Genomic DNA, 25,189 nt, shown 5'->3' on the forward strand with positions numbered 1-25,189 from the left:
CTCGTGATGTATACATAGCGTATGCGAGAACGGGCGGGCGATCCAGGCACCTCGGCGAGCGCCCTCTCCGGCCGCGCGCGGGCCTACGAGTTCCTGCACGCGCACGTCCTCACGGACCCCGACCAGCAGGGCGCGTTCCTCAACGAGCAGGAGCTCGCGGAGCGCATCGGCGTCTCCCGCACCCCGGTCCGCGAGGCCCTGTTGCTGCTCGCGGCCGACGACCTGGTGGAGATGATCCCGAAGCGCGGCGCGCGGATCCCCGTCATCACCGGCCGCGAGATCGCCGAGCTGATGGAGCTGCGCGGCGTCCTCGAGCGGCACGCCGCCACGAGCGCCGTGGAGCACGACCGCACCCCGCTCGACGAGATGCGCGAGGTGCTCGAGCAGCAGCGCGCGATGGTCGCCAGCCCGCCGCGCGAGAGCGGCCGGGAGTTCATCGAGCACGACCGTCGCTTCCACCAGCTGCTCGTGGACGCCGCGGGCAGCGGGCTCATGAGCCGCACCTACGCGAAGCTCCGCGCCCGGCAGATCCTGGTGGGCGTCGAGGCGCTCTACCGCGCGGTCGACCGGCAGGACCGCGTCTGCGAGGAGCACGCCGGGATCGTCGACGCGCTGGCCGCGGGCGACGCCGAGACGGCGCGCGACGCGATCGACCGGCACCTCGCCGTCACGCTCGACGTGCTGCTGCGCGCCTGACGCGCATCGCGCCACGCGCCGCGCCGCCCGCACGCGACGACGCCCGGACCCGCGTCGGGATCCGGGCGTCGTCGGGTGACGGCGAGCGTCAGACGCGCGGCGCGGCCACGCCCTCGGCACCCGTGCGCACGTACTCCTCGTCCTCGGACACGTCCGAGTCGCGGCCCATCGCGAGGCCCACGAGCGTGAGCACGACCGCGGCCGTGAGGTACAGCGCGATGCCGACCCAGCTGCCCGTCTCCTCGTAGATGATCGTGAACATCAGCGGCGCGATGGCCCCGCCGATCACGCCGGCGATCGTGTACGCGAGCGAGGCGCCCGTGTAGCGGAGCCGGGGCGAGAACTGCTCGATGATGTACGCCGCCTGCGGCCCGTACATGAAGGAGTGGAAGAAGAGGCCGAGCACGATGCCCACGCCGAGCACGAAGGTCGACGACCCGTCGGTGATCGCGAAGAACACGTAGGCCCAGACGGCGGCGCCCACCGCGGCGGCCGCGTACACCGCCCGGCGGTTGATCCGGTCGCTCACGGCGCCCGCGAACGGGATCGTGAACAGCTGCACGGCGGATCCGACGAGCACGGCCACGAGCACCTGGCTACGGTCGAAGCCGAGCGTGTTCACGCCGTAGGTGAGCGTGAAGACGGTGAAGAGCGCGTAGAGGACGTCGGGTCCGACGCGGGACAGGATCGCCGCGACGAGCGGCCGCGCCTGCGTGCGGAAGATCTCCGAGATGGGCGCGCTCGGCCGGTCGCCGCGCTCCTGCAGCGCCTTGAACACGGGGGTGTCCTCGAGCTTCAGGCGGATCCAGAGGCCGAACGCGACGAGCAGCGCGGAGAGCAGGAAGGCGACGCGCCAGCCCCAGTCGAGGAAGTCCTCCTCGGTGAGCAGCACGGTGAGCAGCGCGAGCGCGCCGTTGGCGAGCAGGTTGCCCGCGGGCGGGCCGACCTGGGCGGCCGAGGACCAGAAGCCGCGCCTGCGTGGATCCCCGAACTCGCTCGAGAGCAGCACCGCGCCGCCCCACTCGCCGCCGACGCCCACGCCCTGCGCGAAGCGGAGGAGCACCAGGATGATCGGCGCCGCGAGCCCGATGGTCGCGTAGCCCGGCAGGACGCCGATGAGGAACGTCGCGATGCCGATGAGCAGCAGCGTGAGCACGAGGACGGGCTTCCGGCCGATCTTGTCGCCGAGCCGCCCGAACACGAACCCGCCGACGGGGCGCGACACGTAGCCGACCGCGTACGTGGAGAAGGCGAGGATCGTCGCCGTGTAGGGGTCCGACGCGGGGAAGAACACGACGGGGAAGACGACGGCGCTGGCTGCCGAGTAGACGGCGAAGTCGTACCACTCGAGCGAGGTGCCGGTGAGGCTCGCGGTGAACGCCTTCACGAGCTCGCGGCGGGTGGGCTTCACGGTGGTCGCGGGCGCGCCGGGTTCGGGGGCGGGCGCGGGCGTCGCCCTGACGGCGGAGGGGTCGTCGGCCATGGGTGCTCCTGGTCGGTTCATCCGGGCGGCGGATCCCGGGGGTCGGATCCCGCCGGTCGTCCGGTCGGTGTGCTGTATACAGTAGGCATACCGGGGGCTCGGCACCATGGTCGAGGCGTCCGGATCCGCATTTCTTCACACGCTCGAAACACCACCGGAGGACCGATGACCACCCTGCGCTTCCAGCTGCCCGACGGATCCACCACGAGCGTCGAGGTCGTGTCGCTCCTCAACGCCGGCTACGCGGGCCGCGACCAGGCCGAGGTCCAGGCGCACATCGCGGAGCTCGCCGAGCTCGGCGTGCCCGGACCCGACGTCACGCCCGCGCTCTACCCCGTCGCGCCGTACCTCGCGTCGCAGGCCGACGCGGTGCCCGCGCAGCACGGCCGCACCTCGGGCGAGGCCGAGTGGGCCCTCGTCATCACCGACGACGACGTGCTCCTCACGGTCGCGTGCGACCACACCGACCGCGCGCTCGAGGTGCACGGCGTCGCGTGGAGCAAGAACGCGGGCCCCGACGTGCTCGGCCAGAGGGCCTGGCGCCTCGCCGACGTGCGCGACCGCCTCGACGCGATCCGCCTGCGCGGCTGGGTCGGCGAGGAGGGTGCCGAGGAGCTCATCCAGGACTCCACGCTCGGCGCGCTCCTCACCCCCGACCACTGGCTCGAGGTGCTCGAGCGGCGCGGCCTCCGCGTCCCCGGCACGGTGCTCATCTCGGGCACGGTCGCCATGGTGCCGGGCGTCGACCAGTTCGCGTCGCGCTGGCACGTGCAGCTCGAGGACCCCGCGACCGGCGAGACCATCGACGCCGCGTACCGCGTGGAGCTGCTGCCCGAGGCGATCGGCTAATCCGCCCGGGAGCCCGGGAGCCCGGGAGCCCGGGAGCCCGGCCGGCAGCGCCCCGCCGTCCGGTACGCTGAGCGCATCCACCCGCCTCCAGGAAGCCGGAGATCCATCGTGCCCACGATCGTCGTCGAAGTGATGCCCAAGGCCGAGCTGCTCGACCCCCAGGGGAAGGCCGTGGCCGGCGCCCTCGCCCGTCTCGGCAAGGACCGCTTCACCGGCGTCCGCATCGGGAAGCGCTTCGAGCTCACCGTCGAGGGCGAGGTGGACGACGCGCTGCTCGCGGACGTCCAGAGCCTCGCCGCCGACATGCTCTCCAACTCCGTCATCGAGGACGTCATCAGCGTCCACGTCGCCGGGCTCGACGGGTTCGGCATCTCCGCCGAGGCCGACATGGCCACCGGCAACGTCACCGACGACCACACGGTCGTCGACGGCGGCACGGCCGACACCGACGTCGCGGCGCACCCGCTCCCCCACGGTTCCGCCGCGGCGGAGCAGCGCTGATGCGCGTCGGGGTCATCACCTTCCCGGGATCCCTCGACGACCGCGACGCGCAGCGCGCCGTCCGTCTCGCGGGCGCCACCCCGGTCGCGCTCTGGCACGGCGACCACGACCTCCAGGGCGTCGACGCGGTCGTGCTCCCCGGCGGCTTCAGCTACGGCGACTACATGCGCGCCGGCGCCATCGCGGCCTTCGCGCCGATCATGCGCGAGGTCGTGGATGCGGCCGAGCGCGGCGTGCCCGTGCTCGGCATCTGCAACGGCTTCCAGATGCTCACCGAGGCGCACCTGCTGCCCGGCGGGCTGATCCGCAACGAGGCCGGCGCCTTCGTCTGCAAGGACCAGCGCCTGCGCGTCGAGGCCACCGGCACCGCGTGGACGAGCGCCTTCGCCGAGGGCGAGGAGATCACCATCCCGCTGAAGAACGGCGAGGGCGGCTTCATCGCCGACGCCGACACGCTCGACCGCCTCGAGGGCGAGGGCCGCGTGGCCTTCCGCTACCTCGGCGGCAACCCGAACGGATCCCTGCGCGACATCGCCGGGATCACCAACGCCCGCGGCAACGTCGTCGGTCTCATGCCCCACCCCGAGCACGCCGTCGAGGAGGGCTTCGGACCGGACACCCCGGCCGCCATGCGCTCCGGTGTCGACGGCCTCCGTCTCTTCACGTCCGTCCTCGAAGGAGTCCTCGCGCAGTGAGCGTCCACCCCGATCCCGCATCCGTCCCCACCGAGACCCCCGCGGGAGAGGGGCAGGGCGTCCGTCGCCATGTCGCCGACACCGTCGAGATGGCCGAGCGCACCCCGGAGAAGGAGCAGCCGTACGCGGCGCTCGGGCTCACCAAGGGCGAGTACCTCAAGATCCGCGAGATCCTCGGCCGCCGCCCCACGAGCGGCGAGCTCGCCATGTACTCGGTCATGTGGAGCGAGCACTGCTCCTACAAGTCCTCGAAGAAGTACCTGCGCCAGTTCGGGCAGAAGGTGTCCGAGTCCATGAAGAAGGACCTCATGGTCGGCATGGGCGAGAACGCCGGCGTCGTCGACGTGGGCGAGGGCTGGGCCGTCACCTTCAAGATCGAGAGCCACAACCACCCCTCCTACATCGAGCCGTTCCAGGGCGCGGCCACGGGCGTCGGCGGCATCGTCCGCGACATCATCTCGATGGGCGCACGTCCCGTCGCCGTGATGGACGCGCTGCGCTTCGGCGACATCGACGACCCGGACACGGCGCGCGTCGTGCACGGCGTGGTCTCCGGCATCAGCTTCTACGGCAACTGCCTGGGCCTCCCGAACATCGGCGGCGAGACCTACTTCGACCGCGTGTACCAGGGCAACCCGCTCGTCAACGCGCTCGCGGTCGGCGTGCTCCGCCACGAGGACCTCCACCTCGCCAACGCGCGCGGCGTCGGCAACAAGGTCGTCCTGTTCGGCGCCCGCACGGGCGGCGACGGCATCGGCGGCGCGTCCATCCTCGCGAGCGACACCTTCGCCGACGGCGGCCCCACCAAGCGCCCCGCGGTGCAGGTGGGCGACCCGTTCGCGGAGAAGGTGCTCATCGAGTGCTGCCTGGAGCTCTTCCGGGAGGACCTCGTCGAGGGGATCCAGGACCTGGGAGCTGCCGGCATCTCCTGCGCCACGAGCGAGCTCGCGTCCAACGGCGACGGCGGCATGCACATCCGGCTCGAGGAGGTGCTGCTGCGCGACCCGTCGCTCACGGCCGAGGAGATCCTCATGTCGGAGAGCCAGGAGCGCATGATGGCGGTCGTCACGCCGGAGAAGCTCGAGGGCTTCCTCGCGGTCGTCCGCAAGTGGGACGTCGAGACGAGCGTGCTCGGCGAGGTCACCGACACCGGCCGCCTCGTCATCGACCACCACGGCGAGCGCATCGTCGACGTGGAGCCGCGCACGGTCGCGGTCGACGGCCCCGTCTACGACCGGCCCGTCTCCTACCCCACGTGGATCGACGCCCTCCAGGCCGACTCCGCGTCGCGCCTGGCGCGCCCCACCGCGGCCGACGACATCCGCGACCAGTTCCTGCAGCTGCTCGGCAGCCCGAACCTCGCCGACGCGTCGTGGATCACCGACCAGTACGACCGCTACGTCATGGGCAACACGGCGCTGTCGTTCCCCGACGACGCCGGCATGGTCCGCGTCGACGAGGAGAGCGGCCTCGGCTTCTCGGTCGCGACCGACGCGAACGGCCGCTTCTGCCAGCTCGACCCGTACCGGGGCGCGCAGCTCGCCCTCGCGGAGGCGTACCGCAACGTCGCCGCGTCCGGCGCCACGCCCGTCGCCGTGAGCGACTGCCTCAACTTCGGCAGCCCCGAGGACCCCGAGGTCATGTGGCAGTTCAGCCGCACGGTCGAGGGCCTGGCGGACGGCTGCCTGGAGCTCGAGATCCCCGTCACGGGCGGCAACGTCTCGCTCTACAACCAGACGGGCACGCAGGCCATCCACCCCACGCCCGTCGTGGGCGTGCTCGGCGTGATCGACGACGTCGCGCGCCGCATCCCGTCGGGCTGGCAGGACGAGGGCGACAACATCTACCTGCTCGGCGTCACGCGCGAGGAGCTCGACGGATCCGCGTGGGCCGGCACCGTGCACGACCACCTCGGCGGCGTCCCGCCCGTGGTCGACCTCGGCGCCGAGAAGGACCTCGCGTCGCTCGTCGCTGCCGGCGCCTCGCAGTCCCTCATCGCCAGCGCGCACGACCTCTCGGACGGCGGCCTCGGCCAGGCGCTCGCGGAGTCCGTGATGCGCTTCGGCGTCGGCGCCCGCGTCTGGCTCGACGGCATCGTGCAGCGCGACGGCGTGGACGCGGCGACCGCGCTCTTCTCGGAGTCCACCGGGCGCATGCTCGTCACGGTCCCCCGCGAGGACGACGTCAAGTTCCAGGGCCTCTGCGAGGGCCGCGGCTACCCCGTTCTCCGCATCGGCGTCACGGACGCGCAGGCGCCCGGCCTCGAGCTGCAGGGCCTGTTCACCCTGTCGGTCGAGGAGCTCCGCGGGATCCACCGCGCCACGCTCCCCGCCCGCTTCGGCACCGCCGTGGAGGCATGAGCATGACCGACCCCGCATCGATCCCCGTCTGGTCGCCGTCCCTCGCCGAGCTCACCGAGCGCGTGCCGCTGCCCGCGGGCGCCGACATCCAGATGGGCCCCGTGCTGTACGACCACGCGGGCACCGAGCTCGAGGGCCTGCTGGCCCGCGACGCGTCGCAGGGCGGGCGCCGCCCGGCCGTCCTCGTGATCCACGACTGGTTCGGCGTCGGCGGGCACGTGGCCGCCAGGATCCAGATGCTCGCGCGCCTCGGCTACGTCGCCTTCGCGGCCGACGTCTACGGCCGCGACGTGCGCCCCGGCCCCGAGGAGGCCGGCCAGGTCGCCGGGTCCTACTACGCCGACCTGCCGCTCATGCGCGCCCGCGTGCAGGCCGGCATCGACCGCCTCGCCGCCGAGCCCGACGTCGACCCGTCGCGCATCGCCGTCATGGGCTACTGCTTCGGCGGCAGCGCCTCGCTCGAGGTCGCCCGCGCGGGCGCCGAGATCAAGGCCGCCATCTCCCTGCACGGCAGCCTCGTGGTGCACGAGCCCGCCGACGTCGCCGACGTGAAGGCCGCGATCCTCGTGCTCACCGGCGCGGACGACCCGATGGTCCCCGACGAGAAGGTCGCCGCGTTCCAGGACGAGATGCGCACGCGTCCCGCGATCGACTGGCAGGTCGTCACGTACAGCGGCGCGATGCACGCGTTCTCCGTGCCGGGGGTCGACTCCCCCGACCACGGCGCGCAGTACCAGGACCGCGCCGAGCGCCGCTCGTGGCGCGCGCTCACGGACTTCCTCGCGGAGCACCTGGGCTGACGCCCCGCCGCACCGATCCGTGCGCCGCCGGCACCCGCCCGCGGCGCGCGCGTCTGTCCGCGGCCCCTGCGCCGGCTGGCGGATCCCTCCGCGACGGGCCGACACGCCGCCTCCGGGTTGCCATCGCCGCACCCCTCGCGTAGACCTGTGCGTGCAGTTCACGCATCCGCCATGCGCCGTTGGTGCCCCGCAGGGGCACGTGCACGCAGGCTGATCATGCGAGACACGTGCGACCCGAGGAGATCTCCATGATGGCGAGCGGCGGATTCAGCCGACGCGACCTGTTCGACGGTGCCGGATCATCGGATCCGGGCGTCGGACGCCCCACCCGCGGTTCTGGCACGGCGCTCCTCGAGCGGCCGCGCGCGGACGAGACGACGACCACGACGGACGGCCCCGACGGCACCGCGGAGGCCGACCCCCCTCCGTCTCGTCAGGCGGAGGCGACGCGCGTCGCTCCCGCCCCGCCCCAGCAGGCGACCATCGGCTCGGCCGAGGGCGACCTCGTGCACGTGATGACCTGCAACATCCGCCTGGCCCGCCCCTCCACCGAGCCCGGCGACCCCGACCACTGGGCCGACCGCGAGCCCGTGCTCGCCCGCTTCCTCCAGCTCGAGCAGCCCACCGTCCTCGGCGTGCAGGAGGCCCTCGCGGCCCAGCTGCCCGCCATCGCCCGGGCGCTCCCCCACCACCGCATGCTCGGCTACGGCCGCGACGGCGGGTCCGGCGGCGAGTACAGCGCGATCTTCTACGACGAGCGCCGCCTCGACGTCGTCGCGTGGGACCAGTTCTGGCTGTCCGACCTGCCGGAGCTCATCGGATCCCGCTCCTGGGGCTGCAGCACCACGCGCATCGCGACGTGGGCGCGGTTCCGCGACCGCCGGAGCGGCGCCGAGTTCGTGCACCTCAACACCCACCTCGACCACGAGTCCGAGCTCGCGCGCGTGAAGAGCGCCGACCTCATCACGGAGCGGCTGCAGGAGGTCGCGTCCGGCGCGCCCATCGTGGTCACGGGCGACTTCAACGCGCCGGCCGAGGAGTCGGCGGCGTACGACATCCTCACCCGCGACGCGGGCCTCGCCGACACCTGGACGACGGCCGCGCACCACGCCACCCCCGGCATCGGCACCTTCACGGCGTACGGCGACCCGGTGCCCGAGGGCGAGCGCATCGACTGGATCCTCGCGGGCAGCGGCGTCGAGGTGGTCGACTCGGCCATCAACCCCTACACCTTCGAGGGCCGCTCCCCCTCGGATCACGCCGCCGTGCAGGCGCTCGTGCGCCTCGCCCGCACCGCCTGATCCGCCGCTCTCCCGGGCCCCGCCGCGCCACGCGCACGGCGGGGCCTTCCGCGTGCCGCCGTCCCGCGGCGCGCCACGCCGCCACGGGCCCGACGGAAACCGCATGCCACAATGGTTTCCGAGCGGCCCCGTGATCGCAGCGGCTGACGGGGTCACCGGCTCGCCGCTGCCGCGGACCCCACCACGATCGGATGTCACACCTATGCCCGCACGTCGCATGGCCCGGGGCGCCGTCAGCGCCCTCGCCGCCGTCCTCCTGCTCGCCGGGTGCACCAGCGCGCCGCAGCCCTCCCCCACCGCGACCGACGGCGAGCCCGCCCCGAGCGCGTCCGCCACGACCGCGCCCGAGGACATGGTCCGCATCGTCGTCATGGGCGACTCGAACACCAACGGCTTCGTCGGCACGCTGCCGCAGGGCATCGACCAGGGCATGGCCTACGTCGACTACGTCGTGGGCGACCCGCTGACCTTCGCGGGCGGCTGGGGCAACGACGGCGCGACGAGCACCTTCATGGCGGCGAACACGCCGACCGTCGAGGACGTCGACGTCGCGCTCATCATGATCGGCACGAACAACCGCCTCGCCGGCATCCCGGACACGCAGCTCGACACCGACATCATGCAGACGGTCGAGAAGCTGGCACCCAAGGAGACGGTGATCCTCGGCATCCCGCCGCAGAACGCCTCGCCCGAGACACCGCCCGAGGTCAACGCGCACCTCGAGCAGTTCGCCGACGCGCAGGGGTTCCACTTCTTCGACCCGTGGAAGAACCTCACGAACAAGGACCGCAAGTGGCGGACCGAGTTCTTCCGCGACGGGATCCATACGAACATGACCGGCTACAAGCTCATGGGCTCCGAGGTGCGCAAGTACGTCCGCACCGAGGTCCTCGACGACGGCGCCCAGAAGTAGGGGCATCCCCCCGCCCTGCCGCCGGCGACCTGGCGGATAGGGTCGAACCGGTGCGCCGGAGCGTCGCGCCCGCACCAGAGGAGGGTCCCGCGTGGCCAGCAGCGTGACAGTGAAGAGCGAGACCGGTCGGAAGATCGAGTTCCTCGAGGCGGTCCGCGGCGTCGCGTCGTTCGTCGTGGTCCTCCAGCACCTCATCGCCGCGGAGTACCCGGCGTTCGAGGACTTCAGCCGCCAGTGGGTGGACGCTGGCCGGGTCGGAGTCGTCGCCTTCTTCCTCGTCAGCGGCTACGTGATCCCGCTCAGCCTGCAGCGCCAGGACACCCGCACGTTCCTGGTGCGCCGCGTCTACCGCCTCTTCCCGCTCTACTGGCTCGTGCTCGGCCTCATGATGCTGTGGGTCGCGACCACGGGCGAGGGCGAGCTCGGCGGGCCGCTGACGATCATGGCCAACGTGCTCATGGTGCAGGGCGCCGTCGGCATCTCCACCATCGTGCCGACCGCCTGGACCCTCGGCATCGAGCTGATCTTCTACGGGCAGTCCCTGGTGGCCAAGCTCATCGGCCGCCTCGACCGCAGCGTGGTCATGGGCTACGTGTGGCTCGCGGGCTTCGCCGCCGCCGCCGTCGCCGGCCGTGTGCTCGAGCGCGAGCTGCCCTGGACGCTGCCGCTCCTGCTCTACACGGCGTCGCTCGGGCACGCGATCCACCTGCGCGACCGCGACGGATCCACCGCCTGGCGCGGCCTGCTCGTCGCGGGCGTCGTGGGCGTGCCGCTCTTCACGTACCTCAACGGCGGGCAGGACGCGACCTGGCCGCCCTTCGACTACGCCGTGTCGTTCCTCCTCGGGCTCGGCCTGTTCTTCGCGTTCTACGCGACGCGGCAGGCGGCCCACTCCCGCGTGCTGATCTGGCTCGGCGCGATCTCCTACGCCGCGTACCTGCTGCACCCGCTCGCGTACCGCGTGATGCGCGCCCTGGACGTGCCCGAGGGGATCTTGCGCGTCATCGCCGCGATCGCCGTGACCCTCGTCGTCTCCTGGCTCGTGCACCGCTTCGTGGAGGTGCCGTTCATCGGCGTCGCGCGGCGGCTCACGAGCCGCTCCTCGGGCGCGAAGGCGCCGCGGCACTAGTCGTCCCGAGGCGCTCCCCGGGGCGCCCGAAGGCGGGCCCTCGCGCCAGCATCCCGCGCGGACCCTGCACGTCGCGCTCCGGGCCGGCGCCGCGCGCCGGACGCCGGACGCCGGACGCGACATGCCGGCCGCCGCACGCGCGGCCCGAGCCGACGGACGACGACGGGCGCCCCTCCCGGAGGAGGAGCGCCCGTCGTGGCGTGAGGTGGTGCGGGTCAGCCGGCCGCGGGGGCCACGAGTCCGCGCTCCGCGAGCACGTCCGACATGATCGGCGCGAGGTCCTGCGACTGGCGCGCCGTGAGGTGCGACGTGTCGCCGCGCACGGGGATCCCGTTCACGAACGCCGGGCAGTTGCCCTGGCTGCAGAACCAGCCCTGCGTGTTGATGAACTGGACCGGCGCCCCGACCTCCTCGGCGGCCGCGGCCATGGTGCGCGCGTGGCTGATGAACGACGGCGACACCTCCGCGCGGCAGTCGTTCGGCGAGCTGGTCGGCGTCTTGCACTCGACGAGCGCGGTCGCTGCCGGCGGACGGGACAGGACGATGACGTTCGCCGCGGCCGTCTTCAGGCTGTTCATCGTGGTGAGCGCGCCGTCCTGCCACTCGCGGTCGGCGGCGCCGCCCACGGCCTTGCTCGACAGGTAGGAGTTGTCGACGGCCTCGCTCATGAGGATCAGCGCGGGCTTGGTCGCGTTCATCTCGCCGAGCGCCCAGTCGCGGAAGCCGGTGCACTCCGTGAACTCGGATCCGTCGGTGTCGATGCTCGTGACGGTGGAGGCGGGGCAGCGGGCCATGGTGAGCACGCGGACCTTCCACTCCTCGCCGAGGCTGGCACGCAGCATGGGCGCGTAGCTGATCGCGAGCGAGTCGCCGAAGATCACCGCGGTCTTGTCGGCGCCGGCGGCCTGGTTCCCGTAGGAGCAGTGCTCGGCGTTCTCGACCGCGTCCTTCTCCTTGGCGAGGTCGCCGCCGAGGCAGCCGTCCTTCGCCCACTCGGGCGCGATGACGTCGCGGCCGAAGTCGCCGAACGACTCGACGGCGGGATCCAGCGCGGGCCACTCAGTGGCGGCGAGGGCCGCCGTCACCTGCTCCGAGCGGACCTGGAGCGCGTTGCCCGTGGAGCCGACGGCGGGGCCCGCCGTCGGCGAGGTGGCGAGCTGGCTGCCGCCCGTCGGCTCGTCGCGGACGACGGCCACGGCGACGACGCCCACCACGGCGACCGCCACGACGGACAGCGCCGCGACGGTCATCCTCAGCTGCACGGCGGAGGACCGGCGGCCGGCCTTCTTCGGGTCGAGCCAGCTGGATCGGCGGATCGGGTCCTCGACGAGGTGGAACGACGCGATGGCGAGCACGAGCGTCGCGCCGATCGCGGCCGCGTAGTAGACGGTGCGGTCGCGGATCAGCGAGTCGAGCAGGATGATGACCGGGAAGTGCCAGAGGTACAGCGAGAACGAGAGCCGGCCGATGTAGGTCGTGACCGGGTTCGTGATCGGCGCCATGGCCTTCGACACCCCGCCGATGCCGGACGCGATGACCAGCGCGGTCGCGACGACGGGCAGCAGGGCGAAGGGCACCGGGAACGCGTTGTCACCGGAGACGAGGAAGAAGGACGCGACGATGCCCGCGAGGCCGACGTAGCCGAGCACCGGGCGGATCGAGGCGGGCAGCGTGGCGATGCGCGCCGCGAAGATCGCGAGGAGCGCGCCGATGCCGAGCTCCCAGGCGCGGGAGAAGGTGGAGAAGTACGCGACCGTCGGGCGGGCCGACGTCTCGTAGAAGCCCCACGCGAGCGACGCGACGATGAGGACGCCGACCGTGATGCCGATCGCGCGCGTGAAGAGGCGGGCGCGCTTGACGCGGTTCTTCGGGGTGCGGCGGCGGGCGAACGTGATGACCAGGAAGATCAGCACGGGCCAGACGAGGTAGAACTGCTCCTCGACCGAGAGCGACCAGTAGTGGCGGAACGGCGAGATGGGGCCGTCGGACGCGAAGTAGTCGGTGCCCGCGCTCGCGAAGTGCCAGTTGGAGACGAAGAGGGCGGACCAGACGGCGTCCCAGAGGCTGGCCTGCGCGCGGATCACGTTGAAGACGAGGAACGAGACGGCCGTGGTGACCACGAGCACCAGGAGCGCGGCCGGCATGATGCGGCGGACGCGGCGCTTGTAGAAGTCGAGGAACGAGATCGTCTTCGTGCGCTCGTACTCCTTCAGCAGCAGCCCCGTGATGAGGAAGCCGCTGATGACGAAGAAGACGTCGACGCCGACGAAGCCGCCCGAGGGCCAGTCGAACAGGTGGTCGACGATGACGGCGACCACCGCGAGGGCGCGCAGGCCCTCGACGTCGGGGCGGAACCCGCGGTTCACCGCGACGGGCGAATCCCCCTCGGGTGGCGGGTTCTTGTCGCTCGGTGCCGAGCGGAGCTCCGACGGATCCGGGAGCGCGGGAGTACCCCGGCGAAATGTCTGCGAGCTCATGGCCCAGGTCCCTACTCACTCGTGTACCGCCGCGCAGCACTGCTGTCTGAGCGACCCTAACAGGGCGTCAAGGGGCCTACCATGCCCCGGACGGGGGCGTTCCCGGCTGCCTGCACCTCTCGTGAGCTGTGTGATGATAGACAGCCGAGGCTGTGGATATCCCACGTATGCGGACACTCCGCGCCTGTGTGCTTTTGGGGAAGGGTTTTACATCATGGCGCTCCGTGACTTCATTCGGATGCTGCGGAGGGGCGCGGTGCTCATCATCCTGACCCTCCTGGTCGGGGTCGGTGCGGCCGCCGCGTTCTCCCTCCTCCAGACCCCCGAGTACGAGGCCTCGACGAAGATGTTCGTCGCGCCGAGCAGCTCCGGCAACGTCCAGGAGCTCCAGCAGGGCAACAACTTCACCCAGCAGGCCGTGAAGAGCTACGCGGACGTCGTCACGACCCGCGCCGTGCTCCAGCCGGTCATCGACCAGTTCGGCCTCGACATCACGTCGCGCGAGCTGGCCGAGTCGGTCCGCGCCTCCGCGCCGCTCGACACCACGATCATCGACATCACGGTCAAGGACCAGTCCCGCCAGGACGCCGCGACGCTCGCGGACGCCATCGGCGCGAGCCTCACCACGGTCGTCGGCACGCTCGTCCCCGAGACGATCGAGGGCACGCCGCAGGTGCAGATCACGCAGCTCGAGCAGGCGGAGATCCCCGAGTCGCCGTCCTCGCCGAACCTGCCCGTCAACATCATCGTCGGCGCGCTCATCGGCCTCCTCATCGGCGTGGGCGTCAGCCTCCTCCGCGAGACGCTCGACAACCGCATCCGCGGGGAGCGCGACGTCGAGCTCGTCACGACCAAGCCCATCCTCGGCGGCATCGCGTACGACCCGAAGGCGACCGAGCGTCCCCTCATCGTGCAGGACGACCCGCGGAGCCCCCGGGCCGAGTCCTTCCGCAGCCTCCGCACGAACCTCCAGTTCCTGGAGTTCGGCGGCCGCTCGCGCAGCTTCGTCATCACCTCCTCCATCCAGGGCGAGGGCAAGTCGACCACCAGCTCGAACCTCGCGCTGGCCCTGGCCGACTCCGGCATCAAGGTCGTCCTCATCGACGCCGACCTCCGCCGTCCGCGCCTCGCCTCCTACATGGGCCTCGAGGGCGCCGTGGGCCTCACCGACATCCTCATCGGCCGCGCCGAGATCGAGGACGTCATCCAGCCCTGGGGCTCGGGCATGCTCTCGATCCTCCCCGCCGGCCAGATCCCGCCGAACCCGTCCGAGCTCCTCGGCTCGCAGGGCATGGCCCGCCTGCTGCAGGACCTCGAGGCGCGCTACGACGTGGTGCTCATCGACGCCCCGCCGCTGCTCCCCGTCACCGACGCGGCGATCCTGTCCAAGAACGCCGGCGGCGCGATCGTCGTCGTCGCCGCGGGCCGCACGCACCGCACCCAGCTGAAGAGCGCCATCGCCAACCTCACCAACGTGGGCGCGGACGTGCTCGGCCTCGTCATCACCATGCTCCCCACCAAGGGCCCGGACGCGTACGGCTACGGCCACTACGGCTACGGGTACGGGTACACGGAGGACGAGGACGGCAACAAGTCCAAGGCGCCCATCGAGAAGATCAAGGCGTAGCTCCCCTCCATGTCGGAACTCCCCCCCACGAGCCGCAGGGCCGCACGCGCGGCCCTCGGCGACGCATCCACCGAGAGCGTCGACGACGGCTCGTTCCGCGTCCTGTTCGTCTGCTCGGGCAACATCTGCCGCTCGGCCCTCGCCGAGCAGGTCCTGCGCGCACGCGTCCGGGCCATCTTCGGCGGCGACGCCGCGGAGGCCGACTCGGTCGTGCGCTTCTCGAGCGCCGGCACGATCGCGGCCGACGGGCAGCGCATGCCCGAGCAGGCCGCGGAGCTGTCCGTCCGCTACGGCGGGGACCCGAGCGAGCACCAGGCCAGGTTCCTGACGCCCGGCATCATCCAGGGCGTCGACCTGGTGCTCACCATGGCCCGCGAGCACCGCAGCGCCGTCGTGCGCGCGGTGCCCCGCGCCAACCGCTTCACCTTCACGATCCGCGAGTTCGCGGCGCTCTTCCAGCACCTCGTCGAGGTCACCGGGGACGAGAAGCACATCGCGTGCGACGGCGACGTGCCGGCGCAGCTGCGCGCGCTCATCCCGCTCGTCGCGGCGCAGCGGGGCGTGACCCTGCCTCCCGCGCACGAGGACGACTACGACGTGGTCGACCCGTACCGCCGGTCCCAGGCCACCTACGACGCGTCGGGCGAGCAGGCCGGGGGCGCCATCGAGTCGATCCTCGAGTCCGTCCGCGCCGTCACCCGCACGGACGCTCCGCGCACCCGGGGCTGACCCGACCAGCACCACCGCACACGCGAGCGCAACCCGCTCCATCCAGACACCGCCGGCCCCGATCAGGAGCCGCCTGCCCCGGGGGACCAGTGGACACGCACCAGACACGACGCACGGACGAGGCCCAGGAGGGGTCGCGCTGGCGGGTCGTCTACGCCCGGCGCCTCGCGCTGAGCGACGCGATCGTCATCGTGCTCACGACCTTCGGCGTGCAGTTCCTGTGGTTCGGGACGACGGCCGGCACGGTGGACCTCGGCGGCAACGCGCGCGGCGTCGCGGTGACCTACACGATGGTCTCCGTCGTGCTGATCCTCGCGTGGCTGTTCGTGCTCACCGTCTACAGCACGCGGGACTACCGCATCGTCGGCACGGGCACGCAGGAGTACAAGCAGGTCGCCGACGCGACGCTGCGGCTCTTCGGGATCATCGCCATCGTCGCGTTCCTCGTGAAGATCGACCTGGCGCGCGGCTACATCGTCACGGGCCTGCCGCTCGGCCTGGTGCTCCTGCTCCTGTCGCGCGCGCTCTGGCGCGTGTGGCTCTCTGCCCAGCGCCGCCGCGGTGAGTTCTCGTCGCTGATCCTCCTGGTCGGTTCCCTGGAGAGCACCACCCACACCGCCACGACGCTCGCCCGCGCCCCCAAGGCCGGCTACCGCGTGGTGGGCGCGTGCCTCACGGGCGACGCCCGGCCGTCGCGCCTGCCCGGCCTCGACGTGCCCGTGGTCGGGAACGCCGACGACGTGCTCGTCGAGCTGGAGCGCCTCGGCGCCGACACCCTCGTGCTCACCTCCAGCGACGAGCTGCCGCCCGAGCGGATCCGCGAGCTCAGCTGGTCGCTCGAGCCCGGCCGCCACCACCTCGTCATGGCGCCCGGCCTCACCGACATCGGCGGCCCGCGCATCCACACGCGCCCGGTCGCCGGCCTCCCTCTCATCCACGTGGAGACGCCGCGCTTCGAGGGCCGGAAGCTCCTCTCCAAGCGCCTGTTCGACATCGTCGTCTCCGGGATCACGCTCATCGTGCTGAGCCCGGTGTTCCTCCTCCTCGCGATCCTCATCAAGGCCACGAGCAAGGGCGACGTCTTCTACAAGCAGGAGCGCATCGGCCTGAACGGCGAGCCGTTCCACATGCTGAAGTTCCGCTCGATGCGCATGAACGCCGATGCCGAGCTGTTCGCGCTGCTGGAGCAGCAGGGCACGGCCGACACCCCGCTGTTCAAGGTGACCGACGACCCGCGCATCACGAAGGTGGGCGGCGTCCTCCGCCGCTACTCGCTCGACGAGCTGCCGCAGTTCCTCAACGTGCTGCTGGGATCCATGAGCCTCATCGGCCCGCGCCCGCAGCGCGAGGGCGAGGTGGCGCTCTACGACAGCGCGGCGCGCCGCCGCCTGCTCATCAAGCCCGGCATGTCGGGCCTCTGGCAGGTGTCCGGCCGGTCGTCGCTCTCGTGGGAGGACGCCATCCGCCTCGACCTCTACTACGTGGAGAACTGGTCGCTCACCGGCGACATCATCATCCTGGCGCGCACGTTCAAGGCCGTCTTCGGCGCGGACGGGGCCGTCTGATGGGCGGGCTGGTGGTCCAGGAGTGGATCGAGAAGTCGGGCGGATCCGAGAAGGTCTTCGACGCCTTCGCGCACGCCTTCCCCGACGCCGACCTCTTCACGCTCTGGAACGACGACCCGGGCCGCTTCGGCGACCGCCCCGTGCGGGAGAGCTGGATCGCCCGCACGCCGCTGCGGCGGAAGAAGCCCCTCGCGCTGCCGTTCATGCCGCTCACGTGGAGCTCGCTCGACCTCGACGCGTACGAGTGGACCCTCGCGAGCTCGCACCTCTTCGCGCACCACCTCGGCCACGGCGACCACGGCACCCGCCGCCACGTCTACGTGCACAGCCCCGCGCGCTACCTCTGGACCCCCGACCTCGACCAGCGCGGCGCCAACCCGCTCGTGAAGGCCGCCGCTCCCCCGCTGCGCGCGCTCGACCGCCGGCGCGCGCAGGCCTCGCGGGCGTCGTACGCGGCGAACAGCGCGTTCGTGCAGGACCGGATCCGCACCGCCTGGGACGTCGACGCCGAGGTCATCCACCCGCCGGTCGACGCCACCGCCATCCGCGCCACCGCCTCGTGGGAGGACGCGCTCACCGGATCCGACGCCGCCCTGGCCGCGTCGCTGCCCGACCGCTTCCTCCTCGGCGCCAGCCGCTTCGTGCCGTACAAGCGCCTCGACCTCGCGATCCGCGCGGGCGAGGCCGCCGACGTGCCCGTCGTGCTCGCCGGATCCGGCCCGCTCGCCGACGAGCTGCAGGCGCAGGCCGCCGCCGCGCGCGTGCCGGTCACGATCATCCCGCGCCCCTCGGACGCGCTCCTCTACACGCTGTACCAGCGCTCGCTCGCGTACGTGTTCCCCGCCGTCGAGGACTTCGGGATCATGCCCGTCGAGGCCATGGCCGCGGGCGCGCGCGTGCTCGTGAGCGACGTGGGCGGCGCGACCGAGAGCGTCGTCGACGGCGTCACCGGCGTGCACGTGCACGACTGGGAGGGCGCCGGCCTCGCCGACGCGGTGGCGCGCGCCGCGTCGCTGGATCCCGCCGCGAGCGTCCGCCGCTCCGCCGACTTCGACGCGGCCGTGTTCGAGCGCCGCGTCGCCTCGTGGGTCCGCCACGACGGATCGCGCCTCGACGGGGTGGCCGCCTGATGCGCCGGCTCGTCGTCAACGAGGCCTACGCGGGGCAGCGGGTGACCGGCCAGCAGCGCTACGCGACCGAGATCGCCCGCGCGCTCGAGGGCAAGCAGGGCGTCACGCGCGCCACGCCCTCCGAGCGCATCGCGTCGTCGGGCGCCCGCAGCTGGCTCTGGGTGCAGACGACGCTGCCGTGGATCACCCGCCAGGACGTCCTCCTGTCGCTCACGAGCCGCGCGCCCCTCGTCCACCGTCGCCACATCGTGGTCGTGCACGACCTCTTCGTGCTCACGAACCCCGAGTGGTACAGCCGCGAGTACGTCGTCACCCACGTGCCGCTGCTCAAGGCGAACCTGCGCGACGCGCGCGTCATCGTGACCGTGAGCGAGCCCGTCGCCGAGCAGGTGCGCGAGCTCGGCCTCTCCAGCGCGCCCGTCGTGGTCGCGCCCAACGCGCCGAGCCCCGTCTTCGGCGAGCCGCGCGGCGCCGAGGAGCGGGCGCGCGTGCTCGACAAGCACGGCGTGACCGACGGCGGGTACCTGCTCGCGGTCGGCAGCATGGATCCGCGCAAGAACCTGAAGCGCCTCACCGAGGCCTACCTCGCCCTGCCCGAGGAGACGCGCGCCGCGGCGCCGCTCGTGCTCGTGGGCGCGAAGAGCGCCGTGTTCGGCGACGTCGACATGGCCGAGTCCGACGACATCAAGCTGGCCGGCTACGTGAGCGACGACGAGCTCGCCGTGCTCTACTCGGCCTCCCGCGGCGTCGTGTTCCCGAGCCTCGCGGAGGGCTTCGGCCTGCCGCTCGTGGAGGCGATGGTCGCGGGCGCGCGCCTCGCCGTGTCCGACATCCCCGTCTTCCACTGGATCTGCGGGGACGACGCGACCTACTTCTCCCCCGCCGACACCTCCGCCATCACCGAGGCGCTCGCCGGTCTCGCCGCCGCCGACCCGCTCGGCGACGAGGAGGCCGAGCGCATCCGCCGCGCCGTCACCCGCCGCTTCGACTGGCGCACCTCCGCGCAGACCGTGCACGACGCCTACCAGAGCATCGGCGCCCGATGATCCGTCGTCTCGGACTGCTGCTCCCCACGGGCGCGGCAGGGCTCACGCGCGTGCTCCAGCTGGTGCTGCTCGTGGTCCTCACGCGCGTGTCGGAGGGGTCGGCGCAGAACGCGCTCGTGACGGGGTTCGCGCTGCTCAGCTCGTTCGCGATCATCACCGACTCCGGCGCCGCCAACTTCCTGCTGTCGCTGCCGCGCACGCGCCTCACCCGCGGCGTGCACGCGCGGGCCGTCGCGTTCCACGCGGGCCTCGGGTCGCTGGGCGCGGCGATCGCCGTGGTGCTCACCGTCGCCGCCGCGTCCGCGATCCCGGGCGAGGCCGTGCTGCTGCTCGTCGCGCTCGGCGTCAGCCAGGTGCTCGACTCGCTCACCCGCACGATCCGCGCTCCGCTGCTCGTCGGCCGCCGCGACGCCTCCTACGCCTTCCCCGACCTCGCGCTCGTGGTGCTGAAGGCCGTGCCGCTCGCCATCGCGGCGCTCGTGCCCGAGGCCCTCGTGCTGCTGGCGTTCCCGGTCGTCTCGCTCGTCGTCACCGCGGGCACGTGGATCGCCGTCCGCCGCGGCCTCCCGACCACGGGCGACCAGCCCGTGCGCGTGTTCCCGCAGATCCTCGAGTTCGGCCTGTCGGGATCGCTCAGCGCGCTCTACTCGCAGGCGCCGCTCGTGCTCGGCACGGCGATCCTCGGGGTCGACGCCGTCACGCCGCTCGCGCTCGCCTACCGCGTGGTGCAGCCGCTCGAAGTGCTGCCCGCGACGCTCTCGCAGCAGCTGATCCCGCGCATCCGCACCGCCGGCCGTGCGGCCCGCGCCTACTGGTGGCGGTTCGCGCTCGGCGGCCTCGTGCTGGCCGGGATCCTGGCTCTCCTCCGCGAGCCGGTTGCCCGGGTGTTCGGCGGCGACGCGTTCGACCAGGTCGTGTTCCTCGTGATCCTGCTCTCGGTCGCCCCCAAGTTCGGCAACTACGCGCTCATGGCGTACGCGATGGGCTCCGGCCTCGTGCGCGTGCGGCTCACCGCCACCGTCGTCACGGGCGTCGTCGCCGTGGCCCTCACGCTGATCGCCTGCCTCACCGCGGGCACCGTCCTCCTCGCCGGCGTCACGCTCGCCGCCGAGCTCGTCCTGAGCGCCGCGATCGCCGTGCTCCTCATCCGCACCCGCAACGTCAGGAAGGAGGACGCATGAGGATCCTCATCGTCTCCGCCGACCGCACCCTCGCGTCCGGCCACCCGCAGAACCTCGGCGACGCCTTCCTCACCGACGCGCTCTCGGAGCGGCTCCGCCGGGCCGGCCACGAGACCGTGGTCGCCGACTTCGGGCAGACCGCCCGGCTCGACTCCACCGAGGAGCGCGCCCGGGTCGGCGGCGTGCGCGGCCTCGCGGACCTCGTGCGCCAGGTCGACGCGGTCGTCGTGGGCGGCGGCACGCTCCTCGCCGACGACCAGCCGGGCCGCCCGTTCGCGGGCCTGCCGCGGCTGATGGCGGTCACGGGCCTCATCGCGCGCACCAGCCGCACGCCGCTCGCGGTGTTCGGCGTGGGCGCGGATCCCGTCACCCGCCGCCGCGCGCGCCTCGCCCTCCGCGCGGGCCTCGACGGCGCCCGCGTCTGGACCCGCGACCCCGCCTCCGCGGGCCGCTCCGCCGGCTACTCGAAGCTCCCGGTCGAGGTCGCCGCCGACGTCAGCCTGTTCGCGGCCCCCGAGCTCGACCGGCTCGCCGCGCCCGCCGACCGCCGCCGCGGCGCCGTCGTGGCGCTGAACGCCAAGCACTCCCCGCAGGCCACGCTCGCGGACGTCGAGGCGCTCGAGGAGCGCTTCGGCGAGGTCGTCTTCGTCTCGATGGACCAGGGCGACGACTCCGACGTCGGCGCGCTGCACCCCGAGGTCCGCGCCCGGTTCCGAACCGAGCCCGGCGACCACGGATGGCGCCGCGCGGCCGAGCTCATGGCGGACCGCGAGGTCGTCGTCGCCTCTCGCATGCACGCCATGTACCTGGGTACGATGCTGAGGACGCCCGTGGTCGCGGTCGGCGGCGCCACCAAGGTCGGGGCGTTCGTCACGGAGTTCGGGACGCGCACGGAGCCGTCCGTCGACCGGGCGGTCCGCACCGCCGTCGCCGGGCCCGCCGATCCCGGCGCCGCATCCACCACCGCGGCGGCTCTCGTCGCCGCCACCGCCCGCCTGGACGCGGCTTTCGAGGAGATGACCACATGGGTCCGACGTTCCGCCTAGCGACCCCGGCGGTCTTCGCGGCCGCCGTGGCGCTCACCATCCTCGCCGTGCTCGGCGGCGTGGCCCTCCTCGGCAACGAGCTGTCCTACCCGTTCATGATCGCGGTGCTGGCGATCCTGCTGGTCGGCGTGCTCGTGAAGGAGACCGTCTCCAACGGGGACCCGATCACCCCGGGCGGCATCGTCGCCTTCACGGGGCTGCTCCTGTTCGTGCTGCGCCCGCTCACGGTCGCGAACAGCATGGAGACGAGCCCCGGCGCCATCGCCGACACGCGCTTCTTCTCCCCCACGCTGCAGCTCGCGGCGAGCACCGCCCTCATCGAGGCGCTGATCTTCTTCTCCGCGTTCTTCGTCGTGTACTACTACCAGGTGGCCCGCGAGGCGCGCCGGGTCGCCCGCGGCGGCGAGGACGCGAAGGCCCTCGAGCAGAACGCGCTCGCCGGCGGCCCCGCGGTCGTCGACCCGGACACGCAGGTGCGCTGGCAGCGCGTCTTCAACACGTCGGTGTCGCAGGCGCTCGTGGTCATCTCCTCGGTCGTGGCCCTCGGCCTCCTCGTGTACCTGGTGCTCTCCTCCGGCGGCATCCAGGCGTACACGACGGGTCTCGCCAACCGGAGCGACTTCCTCTCCGGCAAGTCGTTCATCGGCCTCTCCTACATCCCCGTGCAGATCGCGATCGTCTACAACGTGCTGGCCCGCCGCCAGAAGGGCCTCGAGGGCTGGAACTGGGTCAACCTCGTCGCCGTCGTGGTGCTCGTGGTGTGCGCCGGGTCGGCCGGCGGCCGCGGCCCGCTGATCATCGGCGTGTTCCTGCCGTTCCTGATCCTCAAGCAGATCGGCCCGAAGCCGTTCCGCTTCCGCACGATCGCCCTCATCGGCGGCGTCACGGCCGTGGTCGCGATGGTCTACTCGATCGTCATCCGCGAGTCCACGTTCGACAACGGCCGCTCGCTCGACCGCCTCACGCAGGACCCGATCGGCGTCCTCCTCGACCGCCTCACCAGCGGCATCGAGACGCGGCCGTTCGACGTGCTCATCCGCCTCAACGAGGTCGCGGCGCTGCCCGACTTCGTCTACCAGTGGGGCGCCACGTACGCCGCGGTGCCCGCGTGGTTCGTGCCCCGCGGGCTCTGGGAGGACAAGCCGTTCGGCGGCGGCAACACGTGGTTCACGTCCACGTACGTGCCCCGCTTCTACGGCGTCAACCGCGTCGAGACGAGCCTCTCGGCCATCGGCGAGGCCTTCTCGAACTTCGGCATCCCCGGGGTCGTCGCCGTCGGCGCGCTCCTCGGCCTGGTCGCGGGCCTGTTCATCCGCGCCCGCATGCGCCGCCGCGGCCTCCTCGGCGCGGCCATCGCGGTCGTCGTCACGCCGTACCTCTTCTCCCTCATCCGCGGCGACGCGTACCAGGGCATGTCGACGAGCATCGCGTCGCTCGTGATCCTCGTGCTGTTCTTCTGGATCTCCTCCACCCGCAAGCAGGTCACCGGCCCGCTCAGCGCGCCCGAGCCCCTGCCCGACGAGACCGCCTCCGCCGCCGTGCGCGAGCAGGCGCTCGTGGGGGCCGCCGCCGGCACCGCCGACGACGCGCGTCCCGCGATCGGCAACGGTCGGGCGTTCCCCGCCGGACGGCCGGCCGGGAACTGGAGCCCCGAGCGATGAGCGGCATCGACGACATCCTGCCCCCGGCCGACGGCCCGGACGGCGATCGCGACCGGGACGCTCGCGGCCGCCGCGACGCCTCCCGCACCCGCCGCCCCCTGTGGAAGCGCAAGCGATTGTGGATCCCCGTGGGCGTCGTCGGCCTCGCCGTGATCGGCACCGCGGTCTCCGCCGCGCTGATCCTGCCGCGCGTCGACACCGTGCAGTCGGAGCTCCGCGAGGCGCTCCCGCTCTCCGACCGGGTGCAGACCGCGCTGCTCGCCGGCGACGTCGACACCGCCAAGACCGGCGCCGCCGAGCTCCGCGACCACACCGCGAAGGCCGCCGAGGCCGCGGACGACGGCGTCCTCGCGGCCTACGAGTGGATCCCCGCGGTCGGCCCGAACCTCCACGCCGCCCGCGTGCTCGCCGCCACCAGCGACCGGCTCGCCACCGACGTCGTCACGCCCGCCACCGAGGTCTCGCTCTCCGCGTTCACGCCCGTGCTCGGCCGCATCGACGTCGACGGGATCCGCTCCCTCGGCCAGACCGTCGACACCGCGAGCGACGGCCTCGCCGGCGCGCGCGCCCAGCTCGACACCATCGACCGCGACGCCCTGTGGGCGCAGGTCGCGAACGACGTCGACCTCATGGACGACACGCTCACGAGCACCGAGGAGACCGCGGGCACGTTCCGCGAGGTCACGGGGATCCTCCCCGACCTGCTCGGCGCGGAGGGGGCCCGCAACTACCTGCTCATGTTCCAGAACAACGCGGAGGTGCGCTCCACGGGCGGCAACCCGGCCGCGCTCGTGCTGCTGACCGTCGAGGACGGCACCGTGCGGATCGCGAAGCAGGCGTCGAGCAACGACTTCCCGCGGAACGTGCGCCAGGGCTCCATCCCCGACGAGACCGTGCGCCTCGTCGAGCCGCGAGCGGACCGGTTCGAGCAGAACATCACGATGTTCCCCGACTTCCCCACCTCGGGCGCCCTCGCGAAGGCGTACTGGGAGCGCTACGTGGGCGGCCGCGTCGACGGCGTCCTGTCGTTCGACCCCATCGCGCTCAGCTACCTGCTCGAGGCGACCGGCCCCATCACGCTGGCCACGGGCGACGAGCTGAACGCCGAGAACGCGGTGCCCACGCTCCTCGGCGCGGTCTACGGCCAGTACCCGGACTACCTCGCGCAGGACCGCTACTTCGCGAGCGCCGCCAGCACGATCTTCGCGAAGCTCGTCACCGACACCCCGCCCGTCGTGCCGCTGGTCACCGCGCTCGACCGGGCGATCGACGAGCGGCGCCTGCTCATGTGGAGCACCGTGCCCGAGGAGCAGGCGCTCATCGAGGGCGGGCCGCTGAGCGGCGCGCTGCCGGACGACAACGCCGACCAGACGGCCATCGGCCTGTTCTTCAACGACATCGGCTCCGGATCCAAGATGAGCTACTACCTGCGCTCCGGCTCCCGGATCCAGGCGGAGACCTGCGGCGACACCACCACGTACACGGTGTCCGTCGACATGACGAGCATCGCGCCGCCCGACGCCGCGAAGACCCTGCCGCGCTACGTCACGGGCCTCGACGGCCAGGCCAAGGGCCGCCAGTTCGACGACCTCCTCGTGTACGGGCCCGTCGGGTCCACCGTCACGGGCTGGTCGACGCAGGCCGACCTCACCACCGAGGAGGCGCGCGGCACCGACATGGGGCGCGGCATGATCCGCATCCGCACCGAGCTCGCGCCGCAGGACACGAAGACCGTCGACGTGACCTTCACGATGCCCGCGTCGGACGACGCCGGACCGCTCGAGGTGCGGCACACGCCGCTCGTGCGGCCCCTCGAGTCCGAGATCACGCAGGTCCCCTGCACCACGGGCGGCTGACCCGCCGCACCGCGCCCCGACGACGCCTCCCGACCGCTCCCTCCCCGGATGGGGGCTTAGCGACCGCCATCGGCTCCCCCTAGGCTCGACGAGCCGCCGGGACCACCCGCCCGCCTGCCCGCACACCGCCCCCCGCGGATCCTC

General features: G+C 72.6%; 19 protein-coding genes and 1 pseudogene. 18 read left to right on the forward strand and 2 right to left on the reverse strand.

Going from position 1 to position 25,189, the window contains the following annotated elements; translation table 11 throughout:
• Positions 1 to 21: 21 nt before the first annotated feature.
• The gene (locus ACMT9T_RS06630; RefSeq protein ID WP_414744797.1) at positions 22 to 696 is read left to right on the forward strand and encodes a GntR family transcriptional regulator; all 675 of its coding nucleotides are present in this window, start codon (positions 22 to 24) and stop codon (positions 694 to 696) included.
• 88 nt (positions 697 to 784) lie between these two features.
• Here ACMT9T_RS06630 and ACMT9T_RS06635 read toward each other — a convergent pair whose 3' ends face one another.
• Entirely contained in the window at positions 785 to 2,179 is a 1,395-nt protein-coding gene (locus tag ACMT9T_RS06635) for an MFS transporter (RefSeq protein ID WP_414744798.1), read from the reverse strand.
• A 165-nt stretch (positions 2,180 to 2,344) separates the two neighbouring features.
• Here ACMT9T_RS06635 and ACMT9T_RS06640 point away from each other — a divergent pair, with 165 nt between their 5' ends.
• The 8 genes and pseudogenes from ACMT9T_RS06640 to ACMT9T_RS06675 all read left to right on the forward strand — a co-directional run bounded on the left by ACMT9T_RS06640 (position 2,345) and on the right by ACMT9T_RS06675 (position 10,727).
• Complete coding sequence (locus ACMT9T_RS06640; RefSeq protein WP_414744799.1) at positions 2,345 to 3,028, forward strand: DUF2848 domain-containing protein; 684 nt, start codon at positions 2,345 to 2,347, stop codon at positions 3,026 to 3,028.
• A 108-nt stretch (positions 3,029 to 3,136) separates the two neighbouring features.
• Positions 3,137 to 3,376: pseudogene (gene purS, locus ACMT9T_RS06645) on the forward strand (phosphoribosylformylglycinamidine synthase subunit PurS); the annotation flags it as partial.
• Positions 3,377 to 3,528: 152 nt separating this feature from the next.
• Positions 3,529 to 4,224: a phosphoribosylformylglycinamidine synthase subunit PurQ gene (gene purQ / locus ACMT9T_RS06650; RefSeq protein ID WP_414744800.1), complete on the forward strand. Its 696-nt coding sequence runs from the start codon at positions 3,529 to 3,531 to the stop codon at positions 4,222 to 4,224.
• Entirely contained in the window at positions 4,221 to 6,584 is a 2,364-nt protein-coding gene (gene purL, locus ACMT9T_RS06655) for a phosphoribosylformylglycinamidine synthase subunit PurL (RefSeq protein WP_414744801.1), read from the forward strand. The genes purQ and purL overlap by 4 nt, the downstream gene beginning before the upstream one ends.
• A gap of 2 nt (positions 6,585 to 6,586) precedes the next feature.
• Positions 6,587 to 7,384 (forward strand): dienelactone hydrolase family protein, encoded by a 798-nt coding sequence (locus ACMT9T_RS06660; protein ID WP_414744802.1) that lies wholly within the window; start codon positions 6,587 to 6,589, stop codon positions 7,382 to 7,384.
• A 248-nt stretch (positions 7,385 to 7,632) separates the two neighbouring features.
• Positions 7,633 to 8,685, forward strand: coding sequence for an endonuclease/exonuclease/phosphatase family protein (locus tag ACMT9T_RS06665; RefSeq protein WP_414744803.1), 1,053 nt, complete (start codon positions 7,633 to 7,635; stop codon positions 8,683 to 8,685).
• Positions 8,686 to 8,887: 202 nt separating this feature from the next.
• Positions 8,888 to 9,598 (forward strand): SGNH/GDSL hydrolase family protein, encoded by a 711-nt coding sequence (locus ACMT9T_RS06670; RefSeq protein WP_414744804.1) that lies wholly within the window; start codon positions 8,888 to 8,890, stop codon positions 9,596 to 9,598.
• 91 nt (positions 9,599 to 9,689) lie between these two features.
• Positions 9,690 to 10,727: an acyltransferase family protein gene (locus tag ACMT9T_RS06675; RefSeq protein WP_414744805.1), complete on the forward strand. Its 1,038-nt coding sequence runs from the start codon at positions 9,690 to 9,692 to the stop codon at positions 10,725 to 10,727.
• A gap of 215 nt (positions 10,728 to 10,942) precedes the next feature.
• Here ACMT9T_RS06675 and ACMT9T_RS06680 read toward each other — a convergent pair whose 3' ends face one another.
• Positions 10,943 to 13,204, reverse strand: coding sequence for an acyltransferase family protein (locus tag ACMT9T_RS06680; protein WP_414744806.1), 2,262 nt, complete (start codon positions 13,202 to 13,204; stop codon positions 10,943 to 10,945).
• 214 nt (positions 13,205 to 13,418) lie between these two features.
• Here ACMT9T_RS06680 and ACMT9T_RS06685 point away from each other — a divergent pair, with 214 nt between their 5' ends.
• From ACMT9T_RS06685 to ACMT9T_RS06725, 9 genes are all read left to right on the forward strand, one after another.
• Complete coding sequence (locus ACMT9T_RS06685) at positions 13,419 to 14,831, forward strand: tyrosine-protein kinase domain-containing protein (protein ID WP_414744807.1); 1,413 nt, start codon at positions 13,419 to 13,421, stop codon at positions 14,829 to 14,831.
• A 9-nt stretch (positions 14,832 to 14,840) separates the two neighbouring features.
• Complete coding sequence (locus ACMT9T_RS06690; RefSeq protein WP_414744808.1) at positions 14,841 to 15,560, forward strand: arsenate reductase/protein-tyrosine-phosphatase family protein; 720 nt, start codon at positions 14,841 to 14,843, stop codon at positions 15,558 to 15,560.
• Positions 15,561 to 15,649: 89 nt separating this feature from the next.
• Positions 15,650 to 17,125 carry a sugar transferase gene (locus tag ACMT9T_RS06695; RefSeq protein ID WP_414744809.1) on the forward strand — a complete coding sequence of 492 codons (1,476 nt, stop codon included), beginning with the start codon at positions 15,650 to 15,652 and terminating at the stop codon, positions 17,123 to 17,125.
• Positions 17,125 to 18,255: a glycosyltransferase gene (locus ACMT9T_RS06700; RefSeq protein WP_414744810.1), complete on the forward strand. Its 1,131-nt coding sequence runs from the start codon at positions 17,125 to 17,127 to the stop codon at positions 18,253 to 18,255. Before ACMT9T_RS06695 ends, ACMT9T_RS06700 begins: the two co-directional genes overlap by 1 nt.
• Positions 18,255 to 19,301 carry a glycosyltransferase family 4 protein gene (locus ACMT9T_RS06705; protein ID WP_414744811.1) on the forward strand — a complete coding sequence of 349 codons (1,047 nt, stop codon included), beginning with the start codon at positions 18,255 to 18,257 and terminating at the stop codon, positions 19,299 to 19,301. Before ACMT9T_RS06700 ends, ACMT9T_RS06705 begins: the two co-directional genes overlap by 1 nt.
• The gene (locus tag ACMT9T_RS06710) at positions 19,298 to 20,482 is read left to right on the forward strand and encodes a polysaccharide transporter (protein WP_414744812.1); all 1,185 of its coding nucleotides are present in this window, start codon (positions 19,298 to 19,300) and stop codon (positions 20,480 to 20,482) included. The genes ACMT9T_RS06705 and ACMT9T_RS06710 overlap by 4 nt, the downstream gene beginning before the upstream one ends.
• Positions 20,479 to 21,528, forward strand: coding sequence for a polysaccharide pyruvyl transferase family protein (locus ACMT9T_RS06715; RefSeq protein WP_414744813.1), 1,050 nt, complete (start codon positions 20,479 to 20,481; stop codon positions 21,526 to 21,528). Before ACMT9T_RS06710 ends, ACMT9T_RS06715 begins: the two co-directional genes overlap by 4 nt.
• Positions 21,507 to 23,189 (forward strand): O-antigen polymerase, encoded by a 1,683-nt coding sequence (locus ACMT9T_RS06720; RefSeq protein ID WP_414744814.1) that lies wholly within the window; start codon positions 21,507 to 21,509, stop codon positions 23,187 to 23,189. Before ACMT9T_RS06715 ends, ACMT9T_RS06720 begins: the two co-directional genes overlap by 22 nt.
• A complete protein-coding gene (locus ACMT9T_RS06725; protein WP_414744815.1) occupies positions 23,186 to 25,045 on the forward strand; it encodes a DUF4012 domain-containing protein in 1,860 nt (619 codons plus the stop codon). The genes ACMT9T_RS06720 and ACMT9T_RS06725 overlap by 4 nt, the downstream gene beginning before the upstream one ends.
• Positions 25,046 to 25,189: the final 144 nt, after the last annotated feature.

Source organism: Clavibacter vidaverae (assembly GCF_047529985.1).
Taxonomy (GTDB): Bacteria; Actinomycetota; Actinomycetes; order Actinomycetales; family Microbacteriaceae; genus Clavibacter; species Clavibacter nebraskensis_A.

What these genes read in the sequence shown, in the direction of transcription:
- ACMT9T_RS06635 (WP_414744798.1), bottom strand. Translation starts at nt 2,179, where the DNA reads ATGGCCGACGACCCCTCCGCCGTCAGGGCGACGCCCGCGCCCGCCCCC.
- ACMT9T_RS06640 (WP_414744799.1), top strand. Translation starts at nt 2,345, where the DNA reads ATGACCACCCTGCGCTTCCAGCTGCCCGACGGATCCACCACGAGCGTC.
- ACMT9T_RS06670 (WP_414744804.1), top strand. Translation starts at nt 8,888, where the DNA reads ATGCCCGCACGTCGCATGGCCCGGGGCGCCGTCAGCGCCCTCGCCGCC.
- ACMT9T_RS06665 (WP_414744803.1), top strand. Translation starts at nt 7,633, where the DNA reads ATGATGGCGAGCGGCGGATTCAGCCGACGCGACCTGTTCGACGGTGCC.
- ACMT9T_RS06720 (WP_414744814.1), top strand. Translation starts at nt 21,507, where the DNA reads ATGGGTCCGACGTTCCGCCTAGCGACCCCGGCGGTCTTCGCGGCCGCC.
- ACMT9T_RS06710 (WP_414744812.1), top strand. Translation starts at nt 19,298, where the DNA reads ATGATCCGTCGTCTCGGACTGCTGCTCCCCACGGGCGCGGCAGGGCTC.
- ACMT9T_RS06690 (WP_414744808.1), top strand. Translation starts at nt 14,841, where the DNA reads ATGTCGGAACTCCCCCCCACGAGCCGCAGGGCCGCACGCGCGGCCCTC.
- ACMT9T_RS06725 (WP_414744815.1), top strand. Translation starts at nt 23,186, where the DNA reads ATGAGCGGCATCGACGACATCCTGCCCCCGGCCGACGGCCCGGACGGC.
- ACMT9T_RS06630 (WP_414744797.1), top strand. Translation starts at nt 22, where the DNA reads ATGCGAGAACGGGCGGGCGATCCAGGCACCTCGGCGAGCGCCCTCTCC.
- ACMT9T_RS06660 (WP_414744802.1), top strand. Translation starts at nt 6,587, where the DNA reads ATGACCGACCCCGCATCGATCCCCGTCTGGTCGCCGTCCCTCGCCGAG.
- ACMT9T_RS06715 (WP_414744813.1), top strand. Translation starts at nt 20,479, where the DNA reads ATGAGGATCCTCATCGTCTCCGCCGACCGCACCCTCGCGTCCGGCCAC.
- ACMT9T_RS06700 (WP_414744810.1), top strand. Translation starts at nt 17,125, where the DNA reads ATGGGCGGGCTGGTGGTCCAGGAGTGGATCGAGAAGTCGGGCGGATCC.
- ACMT9T_RS06705 (WP_414744811.1), top strand. Translation starts at nt 18,255, where the DNA reads ATGCGCCGGCTCGTCGTCAACGAGGCCTACGCGGGGCAGCGGGTGACC.
- ACMT9T_RS06685 (WP_414744807.1), top strand. Translation starts at nt 13,419, where the DNA reads ATGGCGCTCCGTGACTTCATTCGGATGCTGCGGAGGGGCGCGGTGCTC.
- purQ (WP_414744800.1), top strand. Translation starts at nt 3,529, where the DNA reads ATGCGCGTCGGGGTCATCACCTTCCCGGGATCCCTCGACGACCGCGAC.
- ACMT9T_RS06680 (WP_414744806.1), bottom strand. Translation starts at nt 13,204, where the DNA reads ATGAGCTCGCAGACATTTCGCCGGGGTACTCCCGCGCTCCCGGATCCG.